The 25,539-nt window shown below is 59.6% G+C and carries 22 protein-coding genes; 12 read left to right on the top strand and 10 right to left on the bottom strand.

Going from position 1 to position 25,539, the window contains the following annotated elements; all coding sequences use genetic code 11:
* The first annotated feature begins 2 nt into the window (after window positions 1-2).
* From ACR0MO_RS11850 to ACR0MO_RS11805, 10 genes are all read left to right on the top strand, one after another.
* The gene (locus tag ACR0MO_RS11850; RefSeq protein WP_170453807.1) at window positions 3-1,085 is read left to right on the top strand and encodes a sn-glycerol-3-phosphate ABC transporter ATP-binding protein UgpC; all 1,083 of its coding nucleotides are present in this window, start codon (window positions 3-5) and stop codon (window positions 1,083-1,085) included.
* Between the two features lie 81 nt (window positions 1,086-1,166).
* Entirely contained in the window at window positions 1,167-1,913 is a 747-nt protein-coding gene (locus ACR0MO_RS11845) for a sugar phosphate isomerase/epimerase family protein (protein WP_480891419.1), read from the top strand.
* Entirely contained in the window at window positions 1,913-2,959 is a 1,047-nt protein-coding gene (locus ACR0MO_RS11840) for a LacI family DNA-binding transcriptional regulator (protein ID WP_480891416.1), read from the top strand. Before ACR0MO_RS11845 ends, ACR0MO_RS11840 begins: the two co-directional genes overlap by 1 nt.
* A 22-nt stretch (window positions 2,960-2,981) precedes the next feature.
* A complete protein-coding gene (locus ACR0MO_RS11835) occupies window positions 2,982-3,731 on the top strand; it encodes a basic amino acid ABC transporter substrate-binding protein (RefSeq protein WP_170522780.1) in 750 nt (249 codons plus the stop codon).
* A gap of 65 nt (window positions 3,732-3,796) precedes the next feature.
* The gene (locus ACR0MO_RS11830; protein ID WP_480891414.1) at window positions 3,797-5,443 is read left to right on the top strand and encodes an amino acid ABC transporter permease; all 1,647 of its coding nucleotides are present in this window, start codon (window positions 3,797-3,799) and stop codon (window positions 5,441-5,443) included.
* A complete protein-coding gene (locus ACR0MO_RS11825) occupies window positions 5,440-7,404 on the top strand; it encodes a beta-galactosidase (RefSeq protein ID WP_480891411.1) in 1,965 nt (654 codons plus the stop codon). Before ACR0MO_RS11830 ends, ACR0MO_RS11825 begins: the two co-directional genes overlap by 4 nt.
* 145 nt (window positions 7,405-7,549) lie before the next feature.
* Window positions 7,550-8,674: an extracellular solute-binding protein gene (locus tag ACR0MO_RS11820; RefSeq protein ID WP_170523054.1), complete on the top strand. Its 1,125-nt coding sequence runs from the start codon at window positions 7,550-7,552 to the stop codon at window positions 8,672-8,674.
* Window positions 8,675-8,788: 114 nt separating this feature from the next.
* Window positions 8,789-9,901: an ABC transporter ATP-binding protein gene (locus ACR0MO_RS11815; protein ID WP_170522790.1), complete on the top strand. Its 1,113-nt coding sequence runs from the start codon at window positions 8,789-8,791 to the stop codon at window positions 9,899-9,901.
* Window positions 9,902-9,913: 12 nt separating this feature from the next.
* Window positions 9,914-10,834, top strand: a complete 921-nt coding sequence (locus ACR0MO_RS11810) for an ABC transporter permease (protein ID WP_170453799.1) — start codon at window positions 9,914-9,916, stop codon at window positions 10,832-10,834.
* A complete protein-coding gene (locus tag ACR0MO_RS11805) occupies window positions 10,831-12,093 on the top strand; it encodes an ABC transporter permease (RefSeq protein ID WP_480891408.1) in 1,263 nt (420 codons plus the stop codon). The genes ACR0MO_RS11810 and ACR0MO_RS11805 overlap by 4 nt, the downstream gene beginning before the upstream one ends.
* Window positions 12,094-12,131: 38 nt before the next feature.
* On the opposite strand, the gene ACR0MO_RS11800 is transcribed toward ACR0MO_RS11805, so the two are convergent.
* The 10 genes from ACR0MO_RS11800 to ACR0MO_RS11755 all read right to left on the bottom strand — a co-directional run bounded on the left by ACR0MO_RS11800 (window position 12,132) and on the right by ACR0MO_RS11755 (window position 23,392).
* Window positions 12,132-14,048: a beta-galactosidase gene (locus ACR0MO_RS11800; protein WP_480891405.1), complete on the bottom strand. Its 1,917-nt coding sequence runs from the start codon at window positions 14,046-14,048 to the stop codon at window positions 12,132-12,134.
* Window positions 14,045-14,905, bottom strand: a complete 861-nt coding sequence (locus ACR0MO_RS11795; RefSeq protein ID WP_480891403.1) for an SMP-30/gluconolactonase/LRE family protein — start codon at window positions 14,903-14,905, stop codon at window positions 14,045-14,047. The genes ACR0MO_RS11800 and ACR0MO_RS11795 overlap by 4 nt, the downstream gene beginning before the upstream one ends.
* Window positions 14,902-15,507 carry a 2-dehydro-3-deoxy-6-phosphogalactonate aldolase gene (locus ACR0MO_RS11790; protein ID WP_480891401.1) on the bottom strand — a complete coding sequence of 202 codons (606 nt, stop codon included), beginning with the start codon at window positions 15,505-15,507 and terminating at the stop codon, window positions 14,902-14,904. The genes ACR0MO_RS11795 and ACR0MO_RS11790 overlap by 4 nt, the downstream gene beginning before the upstream one ends.
* The gene (locus ACR0MO_RS11785) at window positions 15,504-16,397 is read right to left on the bottom strand and encodes a 2-dehydro-3-deoxygalactonokinase (RefSeq protein ID WP_170736095.1); all 894 of its coding nucleotides are present in this window, start codon (window positions 16,395-16,397) and stop codon (window positions 15,504-15,506) included. Before ACR0MO_RS11785 ends, ACR0MO_RS11790 begins: the two co-directional genes overlap by 4 nt.
* 4 nt (window positions 16,398-16,401) lie before the next feature.
* Window positions 16,402-17,169 carry an SDR family oxidoreductase gene (locus ACR0MO_RS11780; protein WP_170622167.1) on the bottom strand — a complete coding sequence of 256 codons (768 nt, stop codon included), beginning with the start codon at window positions 17,167-17,169 and terminating at the stop codon, window positions 16,402-16,404.
* Window positions 17,169-18,878, bottom strand: a complete 1,710-nt coding sequence (locus ACR0MO_RS11775) for an IlvD/Edd family dehydratase (RefSeq protein WP_170453792.1) — start codon at window positions 18,876-18,878, stop codon at window positions 17,169-17,171. The genes ACR0MO_RS11780 and ACR0MO_RS11775 overlap by 1 nt, the downstream gene beginning before the upstream one ends.
* Before the next feature lie 25 nt (window positions 18,879-18,903).
* Window positions 18,904-20,244 carry an alpha-galactosidase gene (gene melA / locus ACR0MO_RS11770; protein ID WP_480891398.1) on the bottom strand — a complete coding sequence of 447 codons (1,341 nt, stop codon included), beginning with the start codon at window positions 20,242-20,244 and terminating at the stop codon, window positions 18,904-18,906.
* Window positions 20,245-20,266: 22 nt separating this feature from the next.
* Window positions 20,267-21,115, bottom strand: coding sequence for a carbohydrate ABC transporter permease (locus ACR0MO_RS11765; protein ID WP_170453790.1), 849 nt, complete (start codon window positions 21,113-21,115; stop codon window positions 20,267-20,269).
* Between the two features lies 1 nt (window position 21,116).
* Window positions 21,117-22,043 carry a carbohydrate ABC transporter permease gene (locus tag ACR0MO_RS11760; protein WP_170522817.1) on the bottom strand — a complete coding sequence of 309 codons (927 nt, stop codon included), beginning with the start codon at window positions 22,041-22,043 and terminating at the stop codon, window positions 21,117-21,119.
* Between the two features lie 89 nt (window positions 22,044-22,132).
* Window positions 22,133-23,392: an ABC transporter substrate-binding protein gene (locus ACR0MO_RS11755; protein ID WP_480626697.1), complete on the bottom strand. Its 1,260-nt coding sequence runs from the start codon at window positions 23,390-23,392 to the stop codon at window positions 22,133-22,135.
* Between the two features lie 142 nt (window positions 23,393-23,534).
* Here ACR0MO_RS11755 and ACR0MO_RS11750 point away from each other — a divergent pair, with 142 nt between their 5' ends.
* Entirely contained in the window at window positions 23,535-24,341 is an 807-nt protein-coding gene (locus tag ACR0MO_RS11750; protein WP_170632351.1) for an IclR family transcriptional regulator, read from the top strand.
* Window positions 24,338-25,396, top strand: coding sequence for a sn-glycerol-3-phosphate ABC transporter ATP-binding protein UgpC (locus tag ACR0MO_RS11745; RefSeq protein WP_170453786.1), 1,059 nt, complete (start codon window positions 24,338-24,340; stop codon window positions 25,394-25,396). Before ACR0MO_RS11750 ends, ACR0MO_RS11745 begins: the two co-directional genes overlap by 4 nt.
* The last annotated feature ends 143 nt before the right edge of the window (window positions 25,397-25,539 follow it).

The following is a 25,539-nucleotide window of genomic DNA, read 5'->3' as shown; positions in this document are numbered from 1 at the left end:
CCATGTCTGAACTCAAGCTGACGGACGTTGCCAAGTCCTATGGTCCTGTTGATGTCCTGAAACATATCGATCTGGACATCGAACAGGGTGAGTTGATTGTCTTCGTCGGCCCCTCGGGCTGCGGTAAATCCACCTTGCTGCGGATGATCGCAGGGTTGGAGAAGATCTCTGGTGGCACGCTAGAGATCGAAGGGCAGGTCATGAACGAAGTCCCGCCTGCGCAGCGCGGCATCGCCATGGTGTTCCAATCCTACGCGCTCTATCCGCATATGACCGTGCGTGAGAACATGGCCTTTGCCCTGAAGATCGCCAAGATGCCAGCCTCCGAGATCGACGCCTCGGTCGAGCGTGCCGCCAAAATCCTTCAGCTCGAACCGTTTCTGGATCGTTTGCCCAAAGCGCTGTCAGGCGGTCAGCGGCAACGGGTGGCTATCGGGCGCGCGATTGTACGTGATCCGAAGGTGTATCTGTTCGATGAACCGCTTTCGAACCTCGATGCCGCCCTGCGCGTGGCCACAAGGATCGAGATTGCGCGTCTGAAAGAGGCGATGCCTGACAGCACGATGATCTATGTGACCCACGATCAGGTCGAGGCCATGACGCTGGCCAGCCGGATCGTGGTTCTGGCCAACAAAGGGATTGCGCAGGTCGGAACTCCTTTGGAGCTTTATGAAACGCCGGACAATGAGTTTGTGGCGCAGTTCATCGGCTCACCCTCGATGAACCTGTTGCCGGGCACGATCACGGGCACCGGGCAGATGACCACTGTTTCGCTGGCCTCTGGTGGCACGGCGGTTTCGACAATCCCGACCGAGGCTGGGGACGAAGGCAAACAGGTCAATATTGGCGTTCGGCCCGAAGATTTTGTCCTGACCGACAGCGATCCGATCCTGTCCGGCACCGTCGATTTCACCGAAGCCTTGGGCGAGGTCACACTGCTTTATTTCGAGAAATCCGAAGGGGCAGAATCGGTCATCGCCAAACTGCCCGGCGTGCAACGAAACCTGCGGGGCCAGACCGCGTCGGTGACCGCCGCCCCGGACAAGGTGCATTTGTTCCACAACGGAATGTCGATGCGAAAATAACCGAAAACAAGGGCCGTGCGGGGTGCTTGACAAGCGCGCCCCTCGTATTCCACCATATTTGAAACGTTTCAATGGTGGGATATGCGTATTTCCGCGCAACTTTACACAGTCCGGCATTGCGGGGGTCTGGCCGATCAGCTGGACATGGCGGCGACCTGCGGTTTTGCGGATGTCGAGACGACGGGCTTACACGAACTGACGCCGTCCCAGATGGCAGAGATCGTTCAACGCTCGGGCCTGCGGGTGCGGTCTGCCCATTTTGACTGGGAAGAGTTCGAAGACCGGTTTGACGAGGTCTCAGCGGTTCTGAACCTGTTGGATTGCCCGGTGGCGATCATGCCCTGGCTGTCACCAGAGATGCGTCCAAAATCTCGTGCAGACTGGTGCAAGGTGGCGCATCAGCTATCCGAATGGGCCACCCGTTTGGCCGCGCAGGGTGTCAGGCTGGGCTATCACAACCACGATTTCGATCTGCAGGGCGAGGCGGGGGACACCCCGCTTGATCTGATTCTGTCGCAAGGCAACATCTACTGGCAGCCCGATATTGGCTGGGTTGTGGCGGTGGGTCTGGATCCTGTGGACATGGTTCAGCGCCACGCGGGTTCGATCCTGTCCATCCATGCCAAGGATGTCGATCCGACCGAGCAAGGCGATGATCGCTGGCGCGATCTGGGGCAGGGCGTCGTTGATTGGGAGCCTTTGTTGGCGGCCCTTGCGCGGACCGGCTGCGCGGATTTGTTTGTCGAACATGACGAAAGCACCGACCTCAAGGCCACGCTGGAAACCGGGCGCAGGTTTCTGGAACAACAGCTGAGGACAGCCGCGTAATGGCGCGGGCGACGATCAAGTCGATTGCCCGTCAAACGGGCTATTCGGTTGGAACCGTCTCGAACGCCTTGCGCGATGACGCATCTGTCAGGCGCGAAACGCGCGAGGCGATCCAGAAGGTTGCGCAAGAGCAGGGATACCGGGTCAATCTGGACGGCCTGAAACTGCGCACCAACAAATCCTATCGTATTGCGGTTCTGGTTGGCGTCTCGGCTCATGAGCCTGAGGAGTGGGAAGGTGTTGAATTCACACGTATTCTGTCCGGAATATCGGGCGCCCTGCAGGGCTCACGCTATCAACTGAGCGTATTCAGCGTCTCGGACCTGAACGGCGCCATGACGACTTTGCGCAATATCGTGCAAGAGGGTCTGGCCGATGGGGTGATCTTTTCGGGTACGCTCAGGAATGATCCGCGCATTGCGTATTTGCAAGCACAGAACTTTCCCTTTGTGACATATGGGATGAGCGATGCCACCCAACCCCACCCCTATGTTGATTTCGACAGTCAGGCGGCAGCATTTGATGCGACCCGGCGACTAATCCGTTTGGGGCACCGCAGGATCGCGCTGGTCAATCCACCGTCCGAGTTGATCTATGCGTCGCAGCGGGAAGAGGGGTATGTGCAGGCTCTGACCGCTGCGCAGATCGGATTTGCCGAAGACCTTGTATTCAACGGGCCGACCACCGCGTTGTCGGGTGAAATGGCATTCCAGAAATTTGCGCGGCTTTCAAACCCACCCACAGCAATCATCTGCGCCAATGAGGCGATGACGCTGGGCGTTTTGTCCTCGGCTGCCAAATCCGGCGTGCAGGTCGGGCGGGATGTGGTGGTAATATCGACCGACGATCTGCAACTCAGCCAGTATTTCGTGCCGCCGCCCAGCACCTACTACCTGCCGATCAGCGAAACCAGTCGTCTGCTGGGCAAGTTCATGCTGAAATCCCTGGACGGGGCCGACCCGTCAGAAATTCAAAAAAAGATCAGGCCCACCTTAATCGAGCGGCAACCTGACACCCCCGCGCCGGAACTGGCGCAATCCAACTGATCCAACAAAGGAGAAACCGAACATGTTCAAACATCTATTTGCCGCAGCGGCCCTTGCCGCGATGACCGCGCCCGCAGCTTTTGCCGCTGACCTTGAGGGGCGCGTGCTGAAGATCGGGACGGATGCGACCTATCCGCCGATGGAAACCGTGGATGAAACAACGGGTGAGATCGTGGGCTTCGACGTAGACGTGATGAATGCGATCTGCGCCAAGGTCAATTGCGTGCCCAACTTCGTCAACACCGCCTGGGACGGCATCTTTGCCGCGCTTCAGCAGGGTGAGTTCGATCTGGTGATCTCGGGCGTGTCGATCACCGATGAACGCGAAGAGACCATGGATTTTTCCGAACCCTACATCATCGTCAGCCAGGCCATCCTGCTGCAGGTGGACAATGGCGACATGACGCTGGATGACTTCAAGGCCGGGGGTCAGAAACTGGCCGCGCAGACCGGCACCACCAACGCACAACTGGCCGAAGAACTGGTCGGGCGCGAGAATGTCAGCCTGTATGACAACTTCTCGGCCGCCATTCTGGCGCTGCAAAACGCCGATGTGCAGGGCGTGATCATCGACGGCACCTCGGCTTCGGCTTACGAGCAGGAGTTCGCCGGAGAGCTGACCGTGGGCATCACCGGCCTGCAATCCGACCCGCTGGGCATCGTGTTTCAGGAAGGCGACCCGACCGTGGATGCGATCAACACCGGGCTGGCCGCCATTCAGGAAGACGGCACTTTGGACGAACTGAAAGCGAAATACTGGGGCACCAACTAATCCCATAAGACACGAACAGCCCCGGCGGACCCAATCGCCGGGGCTTTGACTTAGCGGAGAACCCCATGTCGCGCCTCAGCTCGATCCGCCCGAGCAACCTTGTGTTGCTCGCCGCCGCGCCGTTTATCATTTACCTGTTCGCCACGTCGTCGAAATACCTGCGGTCCCTGGTGGCCATTCTGGGGATCGGCAACAATGCAGGGCCGATCTTTGTGGGCTTTCTGCTGGTTCTGACGGCCGCAATCCTTGGATACCTCTGTGCCCGGCACACCCGGTTCCAATCGCAAGCCCCCCTTTGGTTGCGCCTCGCCGCGCTGGTCGCGTTTCCGGTGGCGGTTGGCTTGTCGATACTGGCCTTTGTCGCTCCGCAAATGCTGATGCCTTTCGCCGAATCCGTGTTCTTTCATGCCCTCAGCGAAAACACCTCGACCCTGATTGACCGGTCCAACCAAACCTGGGTGCTGTTCCCCGAGGTGGTGGCGCAGGTGCAGACGGGTTTGCAGGTTCTGCTGGCGGCTTATGCGGTGATCATTGCGCTGTGTTTGGTCTCGGGCCGTTTGCCCAATCCGATGCGCGGGTATGTGCAGTTGGGGTTTGAGGTCCTGACCGGGACCGCATTGTTCTATCTGATGTTCATGGCCCATTGGCAGTTTGCCACCGGCGTCGCCATCACATTCCGCGCGGCGATCTTTGCCTATATCTTCGCTGCCATCCTTGGGCTGATCTGGGTCGGACTGCAATCGTTCAAGGCCAGGGCGCGTACGACGATGATCTATGGGGCGATCAGCCTGGCCTTATTGGCCATTTCGACGTTTTTCTTCATGCAGCCAAAGGTGAGCTATATCCTCGTCGGCAGCACCGAGGCGCGGATCGCCATCGTGCGCGGCACGCCGCAAGCGCAGGCCGATATCATCCGGTTTGGCGAATTCGACGGCGGAGGAGATCAACAATATCGCATCCGCAGCGCAACCGATGCGGCGAGCGCGTTGGAGCAGATCGAAACCGTCGACAGCGTCTCGGGTGCGTTTGTGCCGGTCGAGGCGCATACACAAGGCTATCCGGTGTTGTGGCAGACCAGCTTTCTACCGGACAAGTTCCGCAATCCGGCGCTGGCCTTTGCGGTGTTCGGCTTCCTGCTACTGACCCTGACTATTGGTGGCGCGCAACACAAACTGCATCCGCTTGCGGTTGGGGCTGAGTTCTTTGTGGACACGATCCGGGGCATTCCGATGCTGGTGATCATCCTCTATATCGGTCTGCCTCTGGCCGGGGCCGTGAAAGATGCGACCGGCGGCGGTATCGACATGACCAACATGACGCGGGGGATTATCGCCATTTCGGTCGGATATTCCGCTTACATGGCCGAGATTTTCCGGTCCGGGATCGAAGCCATCCCCAAGGGACAGTTGGAGGCAGGCAGTTCCTTGGGCCTGTCCCGCTGGCAAACCGCGCGGCTGATTGTGCTACCGCAGGCGCTGCGGATCGTGACACCGCCCTTAGGCAACGAATTCATTGCGATGATCAAGGACACCTCGCTGCTGTCGATCCTGTCGGTGCGTGACATGACCCAACGGATGCGAGAGTTTCAAGCCGCCAGCTTCCTGCCCTTTGCGCCCTTCAACACGGCGGCGATCCTGTATGTCGTGATCACGCTGGGCTGCGCCAGCTTCCTGAAATGGATCGAACGCCGCACCGCGAAGGACACCAGATGAACCGGTTGGAACTTGGTGTTTGCTACTACCCCGAACAATGGGACCCGTCCCAATGGCGTGACGATGCGACGCGGATGGTCGAAATGGGGCTGGATTGGGTGCGCATTGCCGAATTCACCTGGGGGCTGATCGAGCCCAAGCGCGGTCAGTTCGAATGGGGCTGGCTGGATGAGGTGATCGGTATTCTGGGCGATACGGGCCTGCGTGTGATGATGTCGACGCCGACAGCCTCGCCGCCAAAATGGCTGATCGACGAACACCCCGAGATTCTGCCCGTCGGCCTTGACGGTCGCGTGCGCGGGTTCGGTTCGCGCAGGCATTATTGTTTTTCCAGCGAAGTTTATTTGGAAGAAGCCCGACGTATCGCGACCGAATACGCGCGGCGGTACGGCCAGAACCCGCATGTTCATGCCTGGCAAATCGACAATGAGTATAATGACCACGACACGGTGCTGAGCTACTCGGACGCCGCCCGCGACGGGTTCCGCCGTTGGTTGCGGGACCGTTACGGCTCGATTGAGGCGTTGAACGAAAGATGGGGTACGGTGTTCTGGGGAATGCTCTATTCCAGCTTTGACCAGATCGAATTGCCCAACGGGCTGGTTGCGACGCCGAACCCGACCCATGCGCTGGATTTCGCGCGCTATTCTTCGGATCGGGTCCGGATTTTCAACAAGGCGCAGGCGGATATTCTAAGGGAACATGCGCCGGGCCGGGACATCACCCACAACTTCATGGCAGGTAGTTTCGAGTTCGATCACCACGCCGTTGCCAAGGATCTGGATATTGTCGGGTTTGACAGTTACCCGCTGGGCAACCTGTTGGGATCGACCCTGTCGGACGCGGACAAGCACCGCTATCTCCGTAGCGGCGCGCCGGATTATCAGGGGTTTCACTGCGACCTCTATCGCTCGCAAGGGCGGGGGCGCATGTGGGTGCTGGAACAGCAGCCCGGCCCGGTGGACTGGGCCGAGAAGAACCCCTCGCCTGCGGATGGCATGATCCGGCTTTGGACATGGGCCGCATATGCCCATGGTGCGCAGGCGGTGATGTTCTTTCGCTGGCGGCAGGCCCGCTTCGCGCAAGAGCAATATCACACCGCGCTGCTGCGGTCTGATGGCAGCGCAGATCAGGCGGCAATTGAACTTGAACAGGTCGCGGCCGAGCGCGATGCGCTGCCTCCGGTAAAGCGGCAAAAGGCGCAGGTGGCGATATTGCTGGATTATACCTCAATCTGGGCCGCCGATATTCTGCCCCATGATGACGCCTTTCCAAACTCCCATATCCTGCGGGAATGGTATGCCGGATTGCGCGCGCAGGGGGTTGATCTGGATTTTATAGGGCCAGATGACGACCTGTCCGGGTATCGCCTGATCGTGATTCCTCAGGCCATGATCGTCTCGCCTGCACTGGCGGAAAAGCTTCAGGCCAGCAAGGCCAAACTGCTGATCGGCGCGCGCGCTGGCAGCAAGACCCATGACATGCACACGCCATCAAATCTGGCGCCTGGCGTGTTGTCCGATCTGGCGGGTGTCCGGGTTCTGCGGGTGGAATCGCTTCCCGATCTGGTACAGGAATCCGTCCGGATGCCCGATGGATCGGCGTATCCCTTCACGGGCTGGCGCGAGGTCATCGAGACCGGCGATCAGGTACTTGGCTGTTTTTCAAGCGCTTACCGGGATGGAAGCCCGGCGATTGTGCGGTCGGACCGGGCGACTTATCTGGCCATGATCCCGCGCGGCGACCTGTTAATGGCTGTTTTGGTAGACGTTCTGGACTGGGCCGGACTACGGAAAACGGACTGCGGGCCTGATCTGCGGATCACCTGCCGGGGTGATCTGGTCTTTGCCTTCAACTTCGGCCCCGATGCACAGGATCTTAAATTCGACGATTCACGCCAGTACGTTATTGGTAGTTCGAGAATCCCGCCCTATGGTATCGCTGTCTGGCACGAGTCGTGACACCCTCACGGAAAACACCGGACGTGGCTGCAAACTGGACTCATGGAAACTGGCAACTGTCACTTTTGGACAAAAAGCTCTGCCGCAACATTCTGGCCTGCAATCACATAACAAAAACAAACGTCCAACTATGGGAGACATCAAAATGGTAGAACGGAAATCCCTTTCCAGACGCACGGTGCTAAAAGGCGCAGGCGCGGCTGCATTGGCCGCACCGCTTTACAGCAAAAGCGCGCTGGCGTCGTCGGGTGAGATCAATATCCTGATGTGGTCGGACTACCTGCCGCCCAGCTTCATTGAGGAATTCGAGACGCTGACCGGCATCAAGGTGAACTACACCGGTATCGGGTCGAACGAAGAAATTATCAACAAGATGAAGGCCACCAAGGGCCAGGGCTTTGACATCGTGTCGCCCACCAACAACCGCTCGCTTCAGTGGGAGCCGCTGGAACTGCTGCAACCGTTCGACATGAATAAGGTGCCGGTTGATCTGGTGAACCCGGCAATGGCCAAGATCGGCACCGACGCGTGGAACTTTGGTGACAGCGGCGCACACTGGCTGCCGCATATCTGGGGCACCGAAGGCATCGCCTATCGCACCGACCTGTGGCTGCCGGAAGGCGACGCACCGTCCTATGGCGACGTCTGGTCGGAAGAGAACGCGGGCAAGACCATGGGCCGTGCACATTCGATGATGCTGGGCGCGGGTCTCTACATGGAACGCTCGGGCGAGATGGAGCCTGGCTCGGTCTGGGCCGCTTATGGTGACGAAGACACCATGCGCAAGGTCTGGGGTCAGATCACCGACTGGTGCGTGGCGCGTAAGGATCGGATCAAGCTGATCTGGAACGACGCAGATACGCAGAAAAACGGCCTGCTGAACGAAGGCGTTGTGGTTGGGCAGACCTGGGACGGCCCGCCGCTGGCCCTGAAATCGGCCGGTGAGCCTGTGCACTATCAGGCACCGGTCGAAGGTGCGATGGCTTGGGTTGACGGCATCTCGATGCCGACGGGTGCTGCCAATATCGATCAGGTCTATGCCTTCATCGACTTTGCCTATCAGGCGAAACCGGCCGGTGTTGCGATTGATAGCCACGGGTACAACTCGCCCGTTCTTGGTGCCGACCAGTATTCGGGCGACACCTACAAGAAGAACTTTGCCGAGGCCTATCCGGGCGACTCGCTGGCCAACCTCAACCCATGGCCTGCCGAAGCGCCCTGGTATGCGGAAACCCGCACCGAGTTCGTCAACAAGTTCAAAAGCGCCTAAGCGTTTCGAACCCCGGCCCCTTGCATATGCGGGGGGCTGATCCCTGCGCGCCCTTGTGGCGCGACAGGCCTATCAGGGTGCGAAAATCATGTGCCCCAGACGGAGATATCTAAAATGAGTGCAGGGGTCGGAGTAGATCTGGAAAACCTGTGGATCCGTTTCGGCGATTTCGTCGCCGTGCGCGATGCCAATGTGAACATCAACGGGGGCGATTTCTTTTCGTTTCTTGGCCCCTCGGGCTGTGGCAAGACAACGATCCTGCGCGCGGTTTCGGGGTTTCTTGACCCCAGCGAAGGCAAGGTGCTGATCGGTGGCAATGACATGCGCGGGATCGGACCCAACAAACGCCCGACAGCACTGATCTTCCAGAACCTCGCGTTGTTCCCGCTGATGAAAGTGTGGGAGAACATCACCTTCTCGATGGAGATCAAGGGGGCCAGCGCCGCGCAACGCCGCAAGCGCGCCGATGAGTTGCTGGACATGATCGCTCTGCCGGGACAGGGCGACAAACTGCCCAGCGAGCTTTCGGGCGGTCAGCGTCAACGCGTCGCCATTGCCCGCGCGCTGTGCGCCGAACCCGACGTGTTGCTGCTGGACGAACCGCTTTCGGCGCTGGACCTGAAACTGCGCCAGCACATGCGCACCGAGCTGCGTGAAATTCAACAGCGTGTCGGCATCACCTTCATCTACATCACCCACGATCAGGGTGAAGCGCTGACCATGTCGGACAATATCGCCGTCATGCGCGCCGGGGTGATCGACCAGATTGCCGATGGCAAAACGATTTACAACGATCCCAACACGGCCTTTGCGGCCTCATTCGTGGGCGAAAACAACGTGTTCCGTGGCAAGATCAAGCAGGTGATGGGCAACGAGGCGCTGATCGCGACCAACCGCTCGGGCGATCTGGTGGCGCGGATTTCGTCGGCCAATCAGGGCAAGATGAAAGAGGGCGACGACGCGATGATATTCATCCGCCCCGAAGCCTTTGCCATTGCCCCGGATGGCGCAACCGGAGACCATTTCGTCACCGCCCGCGTCAATCACGAAGAATTCGAGGGCAACGTCTTCAACATCTTCACCGAAGGGGATGGCGGGAAAGAGATCAAGGTATCTCTGCCAAACCTGGGGCAATCCTTCGAAGATCACACCGGCCAGACCATCACGCTGGAATACGAGGCCCGCAATGCGGTTCTGGTTCCCGCGGGTGAACTGGCGGCAGAGTAAGGGGTTCAACAGATGCCCCGATTTCTGAAAGACTTCTTCAACCGCAATGGCACCGGCATGGGGTTGATGATCCTTGGTCTGGTCCTGTTCTGGACCATCGGCCTGATCATCCTGCCGCAATTGTCGATGCTGGATTTTTCGTTCCGTCCCAACCTGCCTCCGCCTGAAATTGGTGGCCCCAAGGACGTTTACACGCTGGAGAACTACAAATACCTGATCTACGGCCCCGAAGGCGGCAGTCAGGCTTACAACGCGGTCGATCTGCGCGTGTTCTTCCGCACGTTGCTGGCGGCGGTCTGTGTGACGATCTTCAACCTGATCCTGTGCTACCCGATTGCCTATTACCTGGGTCAGTCCAAGGGCAATCACATCCGCATTTTCGCGATCATGCTGATCATCCCCTATTGGATCAACGAGATCCTGCGCGCCTTTGCCCTGCGGATCATCTTTGGTGAGACCGGGGTTCTGAACACCCTGTTCATGGGTCTGGGCATCTGGGACACGCCGTTTGATTTCATCCGCAACGACATCGCGCTCTATGCCGGTTTGGGCTACGCCTACATCCTGCTGATGATCTTCCCGATGTATAACGTGATCGAAAGTCTGGACGGCAATCAGATTGAGGCCGCGCGCGATCTGGGTGCCCCATGGTGGCGCATTCACTGGCGGGTCGTGATCCCTTATGCCAAGCCGGGCATCAGTTCGGGCTGTACCATGGTGTTCATGCTGTCCGCCGGTGCGCTGGCCGCGCCGCAAATTCTTGGCGGGCCGTCCAGCCTGTGGTTCACGCAGCTGATCTATCAGCAGTTCAACGACAACAATGACTGGCCACAAGGGGCCGCCTACGCCATCGTGCTGCTGGTGACCTGTATCCTGTTCGTGCTGGCCGTGATGCGCCTGTTCAAGGTGAACATGGGGGATATCGGGAAATGAATAATTCCTTCCTCCGCATAAGTATCTGGGTCTATCTGACGATCTTCTTCCTGTATCTGCTGGGACCGCTGGTGATCATGTCGATCACCGCCTTCAACTCGCCCAGCTTCCCAAGGATGAGCCCGTGGGAATGCCTGACCTTCCAGTGGTTCGAAGAGCTGTTTCAGGATCAACGCATCCTGAACGGCATCAAGAACTCGCTGATCATCGGGGCCGGGACCGTCGTACTGTCGGTGGCGATGGGTTTGGCCGGGGCGCTGCTGCTGACGCAGATCTGGCCCAAACTGCGCGCGACCTACTACACGATCATTATCGCACCGATCCTGATCCCGGGCGTGGTTCTGGGTATCTCGACGCTGGTGTTCTGGGACCGGATCAACCGGATGCTGGGGCTGGGTGCGGACAGTGTGTTGTCGAACGGGATTTTCCTGACGGTGATCGGCCAATCCACCTTTATCGCCAGCTACTGCATGCTGGTTCTGGTGGCGCGTCTGCAACGCTATGACGTGGCCCTGACCGAGGCGGCGCTGGACCTGGGTGCAACCCACGCACAGGCGTTTCGTAAAATCCTGCTGCCTTTCATGCGCCCGGCGATTGCGTCGGCGGCGGTGCTGGCGTTCCTCGCCTCGTTCGAGAACTACAACACCACAACCTTCACCTTTGGCGAATACCCGACGCTGACCATCGAACTGGCGCAGAAGGTGCGTTATGGCATCACGCCTTCGATCTCCGCTCTGGCCTTTATCATCGTGGTTCTGACGGTGTTCTTTGCCCTGCTGAACGAGGCCAAGCTGAAGCGTCAGGAACTGGTGGCCGCAGCGCGGAAAAACGCCACTGTCGAGGAACTGGCAGACAAGATCAAACTGCCCAGCTTCTTCGCGGGCAACATGGCCGCAGTTCTGCTGGTGGTCTTTGCGGTTGCGACGATCACGGTCGTGGGCACGGCTACGGCCTACAACCCCGGCCAGTGCATTGCCGACGTGCGCGAGCAAAAGCAGCTGGAGGCCGAACAGCGCATTCAGGAACTGCGCAAGCAGCGCGAGGAGCGCCGCAAACAGCGTGAAGCGGAAGAGGCCGAACAAGGCGCAACGCAAACCGCGCCGAAACCGTCGAACAACAGCGGATTCGGAAACGTGTTTGCCCCCAATGCGCTGGGTGGCGGAGAGGCCGAAGACGATGAGTCAGAGACCGAAGAGCAGCCATCAAACAATGGCGGCTTTGGCGGGGCCTTTGACCCCAACAGTCTGCAAAGCGACTAATCGCAGGCTCTGAACAACAGCCTCGGCCCGGACGGAAGCTAGATCCGTTCGGGCCGAGCGCGTTTCAGGATCAGGACATCGCAACCCGCAATGCAATGACCGTCCCATTCAACAGCTTCGGCGTTGTAGTTGATCAGGAAAACCTGCTGGGCCGTTTCACGCTTTCGCAACCCGTCGGGCAGGGGATGCAGGATCAGCCCTGTCTTTTCCGCAGCCATCGCAATCACGCGGTCCCACAGCGCCTCATCCGGGAACCCGGCCAGATACCACAATCCGCCGTCCCCTTTCAGGGCAGGGGTTCCATCCTCAAAGCTCAGCAGGTCGGGGGCGGCACCGGATACCCGGTCGATCCAGTGCTGTGCCGATCCGCCACCTGCCACAGGGCGCTGGATATTCGGTGGCAGCGTCTCGACCAGATCAACCTCGCAGTCCAAACCGTTCAAACCGGGGCGGCCCGTCGTGGGGATTTGGAAATCGCCGGTGATGGCCCCGGCTCGCGGGCCGAGAATGGCCAGATCGCAGGCGTCTGACAGACGCTGTTCCAGGCCCTCATCCACCGTCGCCAACCCCGGTGCAAGGATCATCGCGTAGCCGTCGGGAACGGCGTTTGTCGGAACGAAATCCACCGACACCCCGGCCCGCCGCAGCGCACGATAGGCCGAGAACACCAATCGGAAGTAATCAAACCCGGCACCCTGAGGTTGCGTCGCCCAAGCCCAGTCCGAGGCATAGTCGAACAGGATCGCCACGCGAGCCTGTTCCTGCTGAACCTCGCCCAAGGTGGCCAGATCATCGGCTGTCTGGCGCGCCTCGGCCAATGCCGGGGCAGGGCGATTGCCTGGCGTAAGTAATCCGGCGTGCATCTGTTCCTGCGCAAAGGATGCTTGCCGCCAGCGGAAGTAACTGACCACTTCGGCCCCATGCGCCACGGCCTCAAGCGACCACAGACGGACCATGCCGGGAAGGGGGGCTGGGTTGTACGGCGCCCAGTTCACCGGGCCGGGTTGCTGTTCCATCACCCACCAGCGACCCCGTCCGACAGCGCGATACAGGTCATGGTGGAAGGCCTGCATATCCGGGTCGCCCTGTTGCAGGTATTTGGTTTTGTGCTCCGCACCGTCCTCCAGCCGATCCGACAGGAACCCAAGCGGATAGCTGTCCCAGGTGGCGATATCCAGATCCGCCCCCACATCGAAATGGTCGAACTCCAGCACGCGACCCATATAGTTGTGCAGCAGGGGCGCATCGGTCTGATCCCGCAGCACCTCCACCTGCGCCTTGTTGAACGCCACTACCTGATCCGAGCTAAAGCGGCGGAAGGCCAGAACATGGGCAGGATTGGGTTCCGTTACGGTCAGGTTGGGCAGGTCGATCTGGTCGAAACTGCTGTATTCCATCGACCAGAACACATTCCCCCACGCTTCGTTCAGCGCCTGGACCGAGCCATAGCGATCCGCCAGCCAGCGCCGAAACGCGTTCAGGGCAGGGGGGCTGTAGCTGAGTGTCGTGTCGTGACAGCCATATTCATTGTCGATCTGCCAGGCAGCGATATGCGGATTGCGGCCATAGCGTTCGCCCATGATCCGGGTGATCCGCGCGCAGTCCTCAATGTATCCACGATGGCTGAAACAGTAATGCCGCCGCGAGCCGAACTTGCGAACCTGACCCTGAGCATCGACGGCCAACATATCCGAGTGTTTGTCCAGCATCCAGCGCGGGGGCGTGGCTGTTGGCGTACCAAGAACAACCTTCAGGCCCGCCGCGCCCAGCGTATCGATAGCGCGATCCAGCCAGTCGAATTGCAGGTCGCCCGGCGATGGCTCCATCCGGCTCCAGGCGAATTCACCGATCCGCACCCAGCGCAAGCCCGCCTCAATCATGCGCGCAACGTCTTCGGCCCAAACAGCCTCGGGCCAGTGTTCGGGGTAATAACAAACGCCAAGTTCTGGCTTCATAAGAGGACTCTGTGTTCTGCCTGACCCTGACCGGCATTCAGCGCGGTAAAGGTCATTCCGTTGGAAGGTTGGGTTTGGATCGCCTCGGCGCTCAGGCCTTCGCGGGCTGTGGTGCAAAAAAGCGTTGTCAGTTCAGCGCCGCCAAAGGCCGGGCATGAGGTATGGGCCGCATCGAAACGCACCGAATGCAGGTATTTGCCCGAGCGGTCATAGGCGGCAACCCGGTGGTCGCCCCATTGCGCGATCCAGATATTGCCCGCCGCATCGACCACAGCGCCATCCGGGTTCAGCCTGTCGGTCCACAGGTCCAGAAACACCGACGCCTCGCCTTCGGGCCATCCGGTTTCGGCGTTCAAATGCCAGCGCATGACCTGCCGCGTCTTGGTGTCGGCATAGAAGGCGCATGACCGATCCGGCGCGAAACAGATCGCGTTCGAGATGGTCACATCGGGAACAAGGCGGCGCAACTCGCCCTGCCAAAAGCGGTAAATCGAACCGGCACCCGGCTCGGCCCGCTTACCCATGGTGCCGATCCAGAACCCACCCCACGGGTCCGCGCGCCCGTCATTCGACCGGGTGATCGGGTTGTCGGCCTCCAGCGCCACCACCAGATCCTTGCGCCCCGTGGTCAGGGAAAACCGCCACAGCCCGGTTTCGGAGGCGATCAGCAACGTATCGTGATCCACCCAACCCGCGGCTGAGACATGTTCGGAAAAGTCCCAGCTTTTCTGTTCGCCTGCTTCCTGGGTCATCAGTCGCTTGTTCAGGATATCAAACCAGAAAAGCTGTTGCCGTTCGGGGTGCCACAGCGGGCCTTCGCCCAATTCGCAGGGGCGGTTGTCGAATACGGCGCTCATCCCACGGCCTCGTCATAGGCGGCAACAATCCGGATGGCCCGTTCCGAGATTTCGGCGATGTCCATACCCGGCTTGAACAGGGCCGACCCAATGCCGAACCCGTCTGCGCCTGCGGCGAGCCACTGATCGAAATTCTCGGGCCCTGCACCGCCGACGGCAAAAACCAGTGTCCCTTGCGGTAGAACCGGGCGCAGCGCGGCCAGACCGGATGGTCCGGCGGTGACACCCGGAAACAGCTTCAACCCCGTAGCCCCGGCCTTTAAGGCGGCAAAAGCTTCGGTCGGCGTGTATACACCCGGCCAGCTTTGCAGGTTCAGCGCAATCGTGCGCGCAATCACCTCGGCGTCGAAATTCGGTGACACAATCAGTTTCCCACCGGCCTGTGCGACATCCTCTACCTGTTGAACGGTCAACACCGTCCCCGCACCTATTAACGCCTGCTCTCCGAAGACAGAGGCCAATCGGACGATGCTGTCCAGCGGGTCGGGTGAGTTCAGCGGCACCTCGATCCGGTCGATGCCCGCCTCGATAATGACACGGCCGACGGTTTCAGCCTCCGATGGCTTCAATCCGCGAAGAATGGCGATGATCGGACGGCTCATGCGGTTTCCTTCGTCAGCGTGCGGGCCAGTGCCAGACCGGCCAGAGTGGAGAGCGTGGCATCCGCCGTCTCGACGAATGCGCCCTGTTGCTGCAGGGCTTGCGCATAGATCTTCGAGACCTCGTCCGCACCGATTATGGCCAGTTGCTGGCCCAGCCAATAAGGCCGGGTCGCCGCAAGCTCGGCCCCGATCAACAGGCCGGACAGACGCGCCCGGGCAATGGCCCTGTCCTGCCCCTGCAACAGGTCCGCTGCGCGCAGACCAAACAAACGTCCAGCCAGATTTTCCGGTTTTGACAAAGTGTCTGCCACAGCCTCGGCAAAGGCCGGATCGTCCCAACCTTCGCCGACCGAATGTTTCAGAACCGATTGCCCGCACAGCAGGTCAAACATCTCACCCGTCATGAAGGTGCGGAAGCTGATCACTTCGCCCGCGCTGATCTGAACCCATTTGGTATGGGTGCCGGGCAGACACAACACGCCGTCCCAGTTCTGATGCCCGGCCAGAAATCCGGCGATCTGGGTTTCTTCGCCCCGCATCACATCTGGCGGCGCCGCTTGTTTCAGACCCGGCACGATAAAGGCCCGAATACGCGGATCGGTGCCGGGAACACGAACCGGCGCATTTGGTACGGGGGCCGAGGGGACAGCGGCATAAGGCGCTTCGGCCCAGCCTTGCCGCGCGCCAACCATGCCACAGGCGACGACATCGACGGGCGCATCGCCCAGCCAATCTTGCACCAGCGCCAGCAGCGCAGATTGAAACGCGCCCGGCGCAACTCGGGCCATGCCCAGATCACTCTGCGCCTGATCCAGCACCGTGTCGCCCTGCATGGCCCAGGCCCGTAAGTGAGAGGTTCCCCAATCGACAGCAATCCATTCGGTCTTCATCGTGTCACCCCGATACCACTACGCCGCCGTCAACGGCCATGCACTGCCCGGTCATGGCGCGGCTGGCCTGAGACGCCAGAAACAGGGTCGGTGCGATCATGTCCTCGGGCGTCAGGTGTTCTTTCAGGCATTGGCGATCCATATGGGCGGCCAGATCTTCGGGCGTGGCCCACATATCCAGTTGTTTCTGCGTCAGCACCCAGCCCGGGGCCAAGGCGTTCACGCGGATGTTCTGCGGCCCCAATTCGCGCGCCAGCGAGCGGGTCATGCCTGTGATTCCAGCATTCGAGGTCGTGTAGATCGGATAGCCCGCATTGCCCATCATGTAACTGATCGAGCTGAAATTGACGATGGCACCGCCCTTATCCTGCATTTGTCGCGCGGCTTCCTGACAGGCGAAGTAATAGGCCTTGAGGTTGACCTCGATCATCCAGTCCCAGAACTCGGTTGTGGTTTCTTCCAGCGCGTGGCGTTTGTCATTGGCCGCGTTGTTGATCAGCACATTCAGGGGTCCATGCGCCTCGGCGGCTTTTTGCATGGTGGTGTGCAGCAATTCGGTGTCGGTCATGTCGCCCTGCATGAACAGCGGGGCGCGACCGTGTTTGTCGCGCATCTCTTCGACAAAAGCGCTGGCGTCCGAGCGGCCGATAAAGGCAACGTTTGCCCCTTGCGCCAGGAACCCATCCGTTAGGGCTGCACCGACGCCCGAGCCGCCGCCGGTGATATAGACAGACGCCCCGTTCAGGTCATGGAATGTGGCGGATTGGGTCATCAATGGCTCTCTCTGGTCACAAGGCGGGTATCTTTGCCGACAAGGAAATCAAGATCTGCGCCCTGATCGGCTTGCAGCACGTGGTCGATATAGAGTTTTGCATAGCCGCGGGTGTAGTGCGGGTCGTCCGGTTGCCATGCCGCGCGGCGGGCGTCCAGTTCCTTTTCATCGACCAGAAGTTCCAACTCGCCCTTACTGGCCGAAACGCGGATGCGGTCGCCGGTTTTGACCAACGCCAGAGTACCGCCCGCCTGCGCCTCGGGGCTGACATGCAGAATGACAGTGCCATAGGCGGTCCCCGACATGCGCGCGTCGGAAATGCGGATCATGTCGCGCACGCCTTCTTTCACCAGCTTGGCAGGGATCGGCATATTGCCGACCTCGGGCATGCCCGGATAACCCTTGGGGCCGCAGCCTTTGAGCACCAGAATGGTCTCAGACGTCACCGGCAGGTCATCACGGTCGATATTGGCTTTGAGGTCTTCGATATTCTCAAAAACGTAAGCCTCGGCTTCGGTTTCCAGCAAGGCATCTGTGGCCGCCGAAGGCTTCACGATGGCCCCGTTCGGTGCCAGATTGCCCCGCAGCACGCGTAGGCCAGCGGCGGGTTTCACCGGACCATTGAAGGGTCGGATCACGTCATTGTTGAAACATTCAGCCCCTTCGTAATGGGCCGAGATATCCTTGTTCAGCACCGTTTTTGCCGGGCGCAGGAAGGGCTTGAGTTCGTTCAGAACCACCGGCACGCCGCCTGCATAACAGAAATCCTCCATCAGGTACTTGCCCGAAGGCATACAATTGACCAGCAGGGGGATTTCGGAACCGATCTCAAAGTCTTTCAACGTCAGGTCCACGCCAACCCGACCCGCCAACGCGAGAAGGTGAACCACCGCGTTGGTCGACCCACCTACGGCGGCGTTGGCGAGGATGGCATTCTCAAACGCCTCTTTGCTCAGAATGTCGGATGGTTTGAGGTCTTCATCCACCATCTCGACAATCCGCTTGCCGGTCAGATGCGCCAGCGCCATGCGGCGGGCGTCAACGGCAGGCAGGGCGGCATTGGTGGGCAGGGACATGCCCATCGCCTCGACCAGAGAGGCCATGGTGCTAGCCGTGCCCATGGTCATGCAAACCCCTGCGCTGCGCGACATACCAGATTCGGCGTTCATGAAGTCCTGCAGCGTCATCTCTCCGGCGCGCACGGCCTCGGAGAATTTCCAAACGTCGGTGCCCGAACCGATATCCTGCCCGCGATACTTGCCGTTTAGCATTGGGCCGGAACTGACCACGATCGACGGCAGATCGACTGACGCAGCGCCCATCAACTGCCCCGGCGTGGTCTTGTCACACCCGCCCAGCAGCACGACGCCGTCGATGCCATAGGCACGGATCGATTCCTCGACATCCATGGCCAGCAGGTTGCGGAACAGCATGGCGGTGGGTTTCATTTGGGTTTCGCCCAGCGACATGACGGGGAATTCCACCGGAAACCCTCCGGCCTCCCACACGCCGCGTTTGACGCCCTCGGCCAGATCGCGCAGGCCTGAGTTGCAGGGGGTAAGTTCGGACCAGGTGTTGCAGATGCCGATGATGGGCCGCCCGTCAAAGGCGTGATCGGGGAAGCCCTGGTTCTTCATCCAGGACCTGTGGATGAACCCATCCTTGTCGAGCTTTCCGTACCAATGCGCTGAGCGGCGTTTCTTTGTCATTCTTGTCAGCCTTCTACTCTTGGGGTCAGGCGGCCTTGGCGGGTTTGCACCAGTCCGGCAGCCAGTCGGTATGCGCAATCAGTAGATCGTCAACTAAGTTTCGGATCTGGCGCAGGTCCAACTCGGCAGCGGTGTGGGGGTCCATCATGGCAGCATGATAGATATATTCCGGGTTCTGCTCGACCAAAGCGCGCACCGTTAGTTCCTGCACATTGATCTGCGTCCGCATCAGCGCGATCAGTTGGGGTGGGATATCGGTCACGACCGAAGGCTGCACCCCGTTGCTGTCCACCAGACAGGGGGTCTCGACCGCAGCGCCAAGGGGCAGTTGCGGGATTTGGCCAGTGTTGGGCAGGTTGCCATAAGCCACATAGGGCGTGTCGGTGACGATAGCGTTCATGAGATCGGCGGCGAATTCATGGCTGCGGGTGACAGTGATGTCACGGCCATCGGTCAGCGTCTTGGCCTGCTCTTTCCAGTTGGCGACCTGTTCAATGCAGCGGGTGGGGTATTCGTCCAGCGGGATCGAGAATTGCTCGATCAGATCCGAGCGCCCGTCCTTGATGAACCACGGAACGTATTCGGCCAGATGTTCCGAGCTTTCGGTGCAGAAATAGCCAAGATGGTCCATAACCTCATAACGCACCTTGTTGGGACAACGCGGCATCAGCAATGGCGGTTTGGGCAGGCGACCGCTGGCATAGCCTTGCCGCAGCGCGCGGTAAAGGTCGCGGCCTTGATGTTCCAGTTTCAGGAAAAAAGCGACGTGATTGACGCCCGCAACCTTGTAGCGGAATTCGTCCTTAGGCAGGTCCAGATCATGGGCCAGTTCCTCGACCGTGTTCTGGACCGAGTGGCACAGGCCCACCTGTTTCAGCGCCGAGAATTGTTCCGCCAGCGCCCATGTGTTGATCGCCATCGGATTGACGTATTGCAGCAGCGTCGCGTTGGGGCAAAGCTGCATCATATCTCGCGCCACGTCCCACAGAACTGGAACCGTGCGGAGCCCGCGCATGATGCCACCGACTCCCAGCGTGTCGGCAATGGTCTGGCGCAGGCCGTATTGTTTAGGAATCTCGAAATCGGTGACCGTGCAGGGCTCATACCCGCCGATCTGGAAGGCGGTTATGACAAAGTCGGCCCCGTCCAGCGCGGCGCGGCGGTCAATATGCGTTGAAACGGTTGCGCCCGAACCGACCGAGCGGATCATGGCGCGGGCCACCGCTTCGCTTTCTGCCAGACGTTCGGGATTGATATCCATCAGCGCAAAGTGGCTGTCGGCCAGCGCAGGGGTCAGCAGCGCGTCGCCCACGATGTTCTGCATGAAGATCGTCGAGCCCGCTCCGACAAAGGCGATTTTGGTCATTTTGCAAACCTTTGGTTTGACGTTATTTTACGGCACCGAGGGTCAGGCCCGCGATGAAGTGTTTCTGCATCAGGAAGAACATGGCCACCGGCGGCAGGGCCGCGACGATGGAACCGGCACTCATCAATTGATAGGCGGCGCGGAATTGCGCGTTGAAACTGGTGATGCCTGCGGTGACAGGCTGGCTTTCTGCGCCCTGGGTCAGGACCACGGCCCAAAAATAGTCGTTCCAGATAAAGGTGAAGATCAACACGCTGAGCGCCGCGATCGCAGGCTTCATCAGCGGCAGAACCACGTACCAGAAGATACGCCATTCGCTGATACCCTCGACCCGCGCAGCCTCGATCAGTTCAAAAGGCAGGGCGCGGATGAAATTGCGCATGAACAGGGTACAGAATCCGGTTTGAAACGCGATGTGGAACAAGACCAGCCCGGTTTTGGTGTTGTAGAGACCTAATTCCAGCGTCAGGTCGCGTACGGGAACCATCAGAATCTGGAACGGCACGAAATTGCCCGCGACAAACATGAAGAAGATCCAGAGGTTCGATTTGAACTTGTAAATCCCCAGCGCGAACCCGGTCATGCAGCTAAGCGCGACACATCCGATCACCGTTGGGATGGTGATCAGGAAAGAGTTCATCAGATAGCGCGGCATGTCCGAGTTGAAGAAGACCTGGCCGTAGTTGAACGCGCCTTCAAAGCTCGACGGCATGCCCCAGTAGTTCGCATTGGTAAAATCCGCAGCGGGCTTGACCGAGAACAAGGCGACCGCCAGCAGCGGCCCCAGCCACAACAGAAGGGCGACTGGCAACATGGCCTGATAGGTGATCTGCGCTGCGCGGGGTTGTTTTTCGATGGGTTTGGGAAACATCTCAGTGCCCCCTTTCTTCGCGATACATTGACCACAGGAAGTAGGCGATGAAGCAGAGCATGATCAGGAACAGGATCACCGCGATGGCAGCGCCGTATCCCATGCGGAAGCCGTATTCGGACAGGGCGACCTCGAACATATAATAGGCCAACACGCGGGACGACCCGAACGGCCCCCCTTGGGTCATGATCGAAATCAGGTCGAACGACCGCAGCGCTCCGATGATGGTGACAACGAAGGCGATAAAGGTGGCCGGGCGCAGTTGCGGCAGGATGATGTGCCACAGCATACGCCCGCCTTTTGCACCGTCCAGACGTCCGGCCTCGATCTGTTCGGGGTCCACGGCGTTCAGCCCGGTCAGGTACAGGATCATGCAGTACGCGGTCTGCGGCCAAAGGCCCGCGAAGATGATGCCGTAGGTGACGAACCTCTCATCGCCCAGCACGTTGAGCGGGCCCATGCCAAAGAAGCCAAGAAACTCGTTCAGCAGACCAAAGGTCGGATCATAGAACCATGTGAAAACGAGGCCGACGACGACCTGTGAAATGACAAACGGGAAGAAGAACAGCGATTTATACAGGCGGATGCCCCAGACCGTCTGGTTCAGGAACAGCGCAATGAACAGGCCCGCCGGGATGGCCAGCAAGTAAAGGAGCAGCCAGATCAGGTTGTTTTTCAGCGAGATATAGAACGCATCCCGATCAACCCATTCCCAGTAAAGGTCCTCGTAGTTGCGGAAGCCCACATATTCCGCCGCGCCCAGACCGTCCCATTCATAAAGCGACAGGTTGAAGGACTGGAAAACCGGGATGATCACATAGACCATAAAGAACAGCAGACCCGGGGCCAGAAACAGCCACGGCGCAATACGCTGTTGGTTGCGGTGGAACCAGCTTTCCTGTTCTGGGGCGTCTGCGGCAATGGTCATGGCGGCATTCCGGCTGAGGGGTGGCGGGCTGAAGCCCACCTTACATTTGCAGTTTGGCGTAGGCCGGGCTTCAGCCCGGCCCTGTCCGTTTAGTTGTCGTAGATGCGCTGACGTGCACGCTCCAGCTTGGCCAGGATACGATCAGCATTGTCCGGCTTGACCATGAATTCCTGGAAGCCTTCCATCGACACCTTTGCCATTTCGGCAGGCGCGTCACGATCCCAGAACTGGGCAACGCCGCCCGGGCTGTTCGACGACAGCATGGTAAAGCCCTGCTGCAGGAACTTGTCGTCATCCACCGAGGATTGGGCGTTCACGGGAAGCTGACCAAGGTTCGCGCCATTGTTGATCTCGGTCTGTTCATCCGCCGAAACCACAAAGCGCAAGAATTCGCGCGCGGCTTCCTTGTTCGAGGCGTTGGCCGGGATATGGAATGTGTCGGTTGGCGCATCTTCGGCCAGTTCGACATCGGGGTTGATGGCAACAAACTGGTAGAAGTCCAGTTGATCGTCCGTCAGACCTGCCTCGCGCAGCGGAGCCACGGCGAAGTTACCCATCAGATAAGCAGCGGCTTCGCCATTGACCATGAAGGGCAGGGCCTCTTGCCAGCTATAGGTCTGGTGGTTGTCGATGAACGCGCCCATGTCGATCAGCTGCTTCCAGTTGGCGAAGGTCTGTTTGACCCGGTCGTCCTCCCAGCTGATTTCGCCGTTGGCGAGCTGGTTGTGGAAGTCGAAGCCGTTGGTGCGCATGTTCAGGTAGTCGAACCAGCCACCGGCGGTCCACAGGAATTTGGTGCCGATGGTATAGCAGGCACGACCAGAATCGACGATCTTCTGGCAGTTGGCCAGTTCTTCTTCCCAGGTGGTTGGCTCGCTCAGGCCCAGTTCGTCAAAGATGTCTTTGCGATAGTAAACGCCCCACTGGTAGTAGGTATAGGGCACGCCCCACTGTTTGCCGTCGATGGTCATCGCGCCCTTGGTCGAGGCCAGATTGTCGGCAATCTCAGGTTCGGCCCACAGGTCGGACACATCTTCGAAAAGCCCCGCCTCGACATAAGGTTTCATCCGGTTGGCAGCGTACCAGGTGGCCACATCAGGCGTATCCGCCGTCAGGAAGTTGCGGATCTGGGTCTTGTAGGCTTCGCGGTCGATCACGGTGGTCTCGATCTCCAGCCCCGGGTGCTGCTCTCCGAACCGCTCGATCATCGCTTCCATCGTCGCGCGCGGCGCCGGGTTCGATGTATCGAGGAAGATTCGCAGTTCACCGGTCAACTCGGCCGCAACAGGCGCGGCAAGTGCCACACTGGCCGCCAAAGCAGCCGCAGTGCGCTTGAACATGGAATGCATGGTTTCCTCCCTTAAGCTTCCATTTTGTAGTTCCAAATATTGAAACCTAGTTTTATATATTGAAAACTACACATCGACTCGGCTAGTCTTGTCAAGACCCTGATGAGGATGGCGGCGGTCAAACGGAGGAGAACAGGCACCCGTGGCTGGTGACGGAACAATAGGCAAAGCATGTGATGTGCTGGATCAGGTGGCGTCGTTCGGGCGCCCCGTGCGGTTTGCGGAATTGCTGGACCGCAGCACCTTTCCCAAGGCGACACTGTATCGGTTTCTGCAAACTTTGACCAATCAGGGCATGCTGTCTTATGAGCCCGAACGTCAGACGTATACACCCGGTTTGCGACTGGTGCGGTTGGCACATGCGGCCTGGACCCAAAGCTCTCTGGCCCCGATTGCGCGGCCTTTTCTGGATTCGCTCAGCCAGGAAACGGGTGAGACGGTGCATCTGGCGCAGCTTGATTCCAGTCAGGTCCTGTATGTTGACAAACGCAACGCGGCGCAGCCGGTCGAGATGTATTCGCAGGCTGGCAAGGTCGGCCCGGCCTATTGCACAGGCGTCGGCAAGGCGATGATGGCCTTTCTGGACGACGAAGCGCTGAACAAAGCGGTGTCGCAGCAAAGCTATCACCGTTTCACGGACAAAACGCTTGCGTCCGAGCAGGCGCTGCGGGCCGATCTAGACCTGATCCGCCAGCGCGGTTTCGCCGTGGATGACGAAGAACACGAGCCCGGCATTATCTGTATCGCTTGCCCGATTCTGACCTCGGGCGGGCGGATGCTGGGCGCGATTTCCGTGACCGGTTCAACAGATCGAATGAATTTTGAGCAATTGGAAGCCTGGGTTCCCCGGGTTCGGCGCGTTGCCGAACAGATCGGGGCCGAGGCGCAGGCGTGGCGGTTCCCCGAAACCCGCCGGGATGCCTATAGCGATAGGATGCAAGGGACATGACAGGTGTAACTCTGAACCAGGCGATCAAGCGGTATGGCCAAACTCAGGTCATTCACGGCATTGATCTGCAGATCGAAGATGGCGAATTCTGCGTGTTCGTCGGCCCCTCGGGCTGTGGCAAGTCCACGCTGTTACGGATGATCGCTGGGCTTGAGGAAACATCCGAAGGCCAAATCCATATCGGCGCGCGCGAGGTGACCCATATGGACCCGGCCAAGCGCGGCGTGGCAATGGTGTTTCAGACCTACGCGCTCTATCCGCATATGACTGTCGCCGAGAATATGGGGTTTGGTCTGCGCATGAACGGCGTGGCCAAGGGTGAGATCGACAAGAAGGTTCAGGAAGCCTCGAACATCCTGAAACTGGATCAATACCTGAAACGCAAGCCCAAGGCCCTGTCCGGCGGGCAGCGTCAGCGCGTTGCCATCGGTCGTGCGATCGTGCGCGGCCCCGAGGTGTTTCTGTTTGACGAACCGCTGTCGAACCTCGACGCCGAACTGCGGGTCGAAATGCGGGTCGAAATCGCCCGTCTACATCAGGAAATCGGCGCGACGATGATCTACGTAACCCACGATCAGGTCGAGGCGATGACAATGGCGGACAAGATCGTCGTGCTGCGCGATGGCCGGATTGAGCAGGTGGGTGCCCCCATGGACCTGTACCGCGATCCTGATAACCGCTTTGTTGCCGGTTTCATTGGCTCGCCCGCAATGAACTTCCTGGACTGCGACTATGCCGACGGCCATGTCACGCACCCCGCACTTAGCCAGCCCTTGCCGGTTTCAGCCTCGGTTCCTGCTGGTCTGTCGAAGGTAACCTTGGGCATGCGCCCCGAACACATCCAGATCGACCGCTCTGCCGAAACCTGCACGGTTGATCTGACCGAAGCGCTGGGTGGGGTGTCATATTCCTATCTGCTGACACCCAATGGCGACAAACTGATCGTCGAGGAACGCGACGACCAACGCAGCACAACGGGCGAGCGCATCGGCATCTCGGTCCAGCCCGAACGTGCGATGGTGTTTGATCCCGAGACAGGTCAGCGGTTTCGGTAAGCGGCGGGCGCGTCGCTTGCATCTTACATCCTTCGCGACCTGATCCTGCCACCCGTGGCAAAACGCGCGCCCATGGGTGATTGATTCCAATCCAAACCTCATTTATGGGAGGCCCTGTCAAAACAGAGTCACCCAGGGGCGAT

This window comes from Ruegeria sp. K5, assembly GCF_056531805.1.
The sequence above is the reverse complement of the archived record's forward strand: the minus strand, read 5'-3'. Positions and strand labels throughout refer to the sequence as shown.

Coding starts and splice junctions, on each gene's coding strand:
- ACR0MO_RS11850 (WP_170453807.1), top strand. CDS start 3: ATGTCTGAACTCAAGCTGACGGACGTTGCCAAGTCCTATGGTCCTGTT.
- ACR0MO_RS11845 (WP_480891419.1), top strand. CDS start 1,167: ATGCGTATTTCCGCGCAACTTTACACAGTCCGGCATTGCGGGGGTCTG.
- ACR0MO_RS11840 (WP_480891416.1), top strand. CDS start 1,913: ATGGCGCGGGCGACGATCAAGTCGATTGCCCGTCAAACGGGCTATTCG.
- ACR0MO_RS11835 (WP_170522780.1), top strand. CDS start 2,982: ATGTTCAAACATCTATTTGCCGCAGCGGCCCTTGCCGCGATGACCGCG.
- ACR0MO_RS11830 (WP_480891414.1), top strand. CDS start 3,797: ATGTCGCGCCTCAGCTCGATCCGCCCGAGCAACCTTGTGTTGCTCGCC.
- ACR0MO_RS11825 (WP_480891411.1), top strand. CDS start 5,440: ATGAACCGGTTGGAACTTGGTGTTTGCTACTACCCCGAACAATGGGAC.
- ACR0MO_RS11820 (WP_170523054.1), top strand. CDS start 7,550: ATGGTAGAACGGAAATCCCTTTCCAGACGCACGGTGCTAAAAGGCGCA.
- ACR0MO_RS11815 (WP_170522790.1), top strand. CDS start 8,789: ATGAGTGCAGGGGTCGGAGTAGATCTGGAAAACCTGTGGATCCGTTTC.
- ACR0MO_RS11810 (WP_170453799.1), top strand. CDS start 9,914: ATGCCCCGATTTCTGAAAGACTTCTTCAACCGCAATGGCACCGGCATG.
- ACR0MO_RS11805 (WP_480891408.1), top strand. CDS start 10,831: ATGAATAATTCCTTCCTCCGCATAAGTATCTGGGTCTATCTGACGATC.
- ACR0MO_RS11800 (WP_480891405.1), bottom strand. CDS start 14,048: ATGAAGCCAGAACTTGGCGTTTGTTATTACCCCGAACACTGGCCCGAG.
- ACR0MO_RS11795 (WP_480891403.1), bottom strand. CDS start 14,905: ATGAGCGCCGTATTCGACAACCGCCCCTGCGAATTGGGCGAAGGCCCG.
- ACR0MO_RS11790 (WP_480891401.1), bottom strand. CDS start 15,507: ATGAGCCGTCCGATCATCGCCATTCTTCGCGGATTGAAGCCATCGGAG.
- ACR0MO_RS11785 (WP_170736095.1), bottom strand. CDS start 16,397: ATGAAGACCGAATGGATTGCTGTCGATTGGGGAACCTCTCACTTACGG.
- ACR0MO_RS11780 (WP_170622167.1), bottom strand. CDS start 17,169: ATGACCCAATCCGCCACATTCCATGACCTGAACGGGGCGTCTGTCTAT.
- ACR0MO_RS11775 (WP_170453792.1), bottom strand. CDS start 18,878: ATGACAAAGAAACGCCGCTCAGCGCATTGGTACGGAAAGCTCGACAAG.
- melA (WP_480891398.1), bottom strand. CDS start 20,244: ATGACCAAAATCGCCTTTGTCGGAGCGGGCTCGACGATCTTCATGCAG.
- ACR0MO_RS11765 (WP_170453790.1), bottom strand. CDS start 21,115: ATGTTTCCCAAACCCATCGAAAAACAACCCCGCGCAGCGCAGATCACC.
- ACR0MO_RS11760 (WP_170522817.1), bottom strand. CDS start 22,043: ATGACCATTGCCGCAGACGCCCCAGAACAGGAAAGCTGGTTCCACCGC.
- ACR0MO_RS11755 (WP_480626697.1), bottom strand. CDS start 23,392: ATGCATTCCATGTTCAAGCGCACTGCGGCTGCTTTGGCGGCCAGTGTG.
- ACR0MO_RS11745 (WP_170453786.1), top strand. CDS start 24,338: ATGACAGGTGTAACTCTGAACCAGGCGATCAAGCGGTATGGCCAAACT.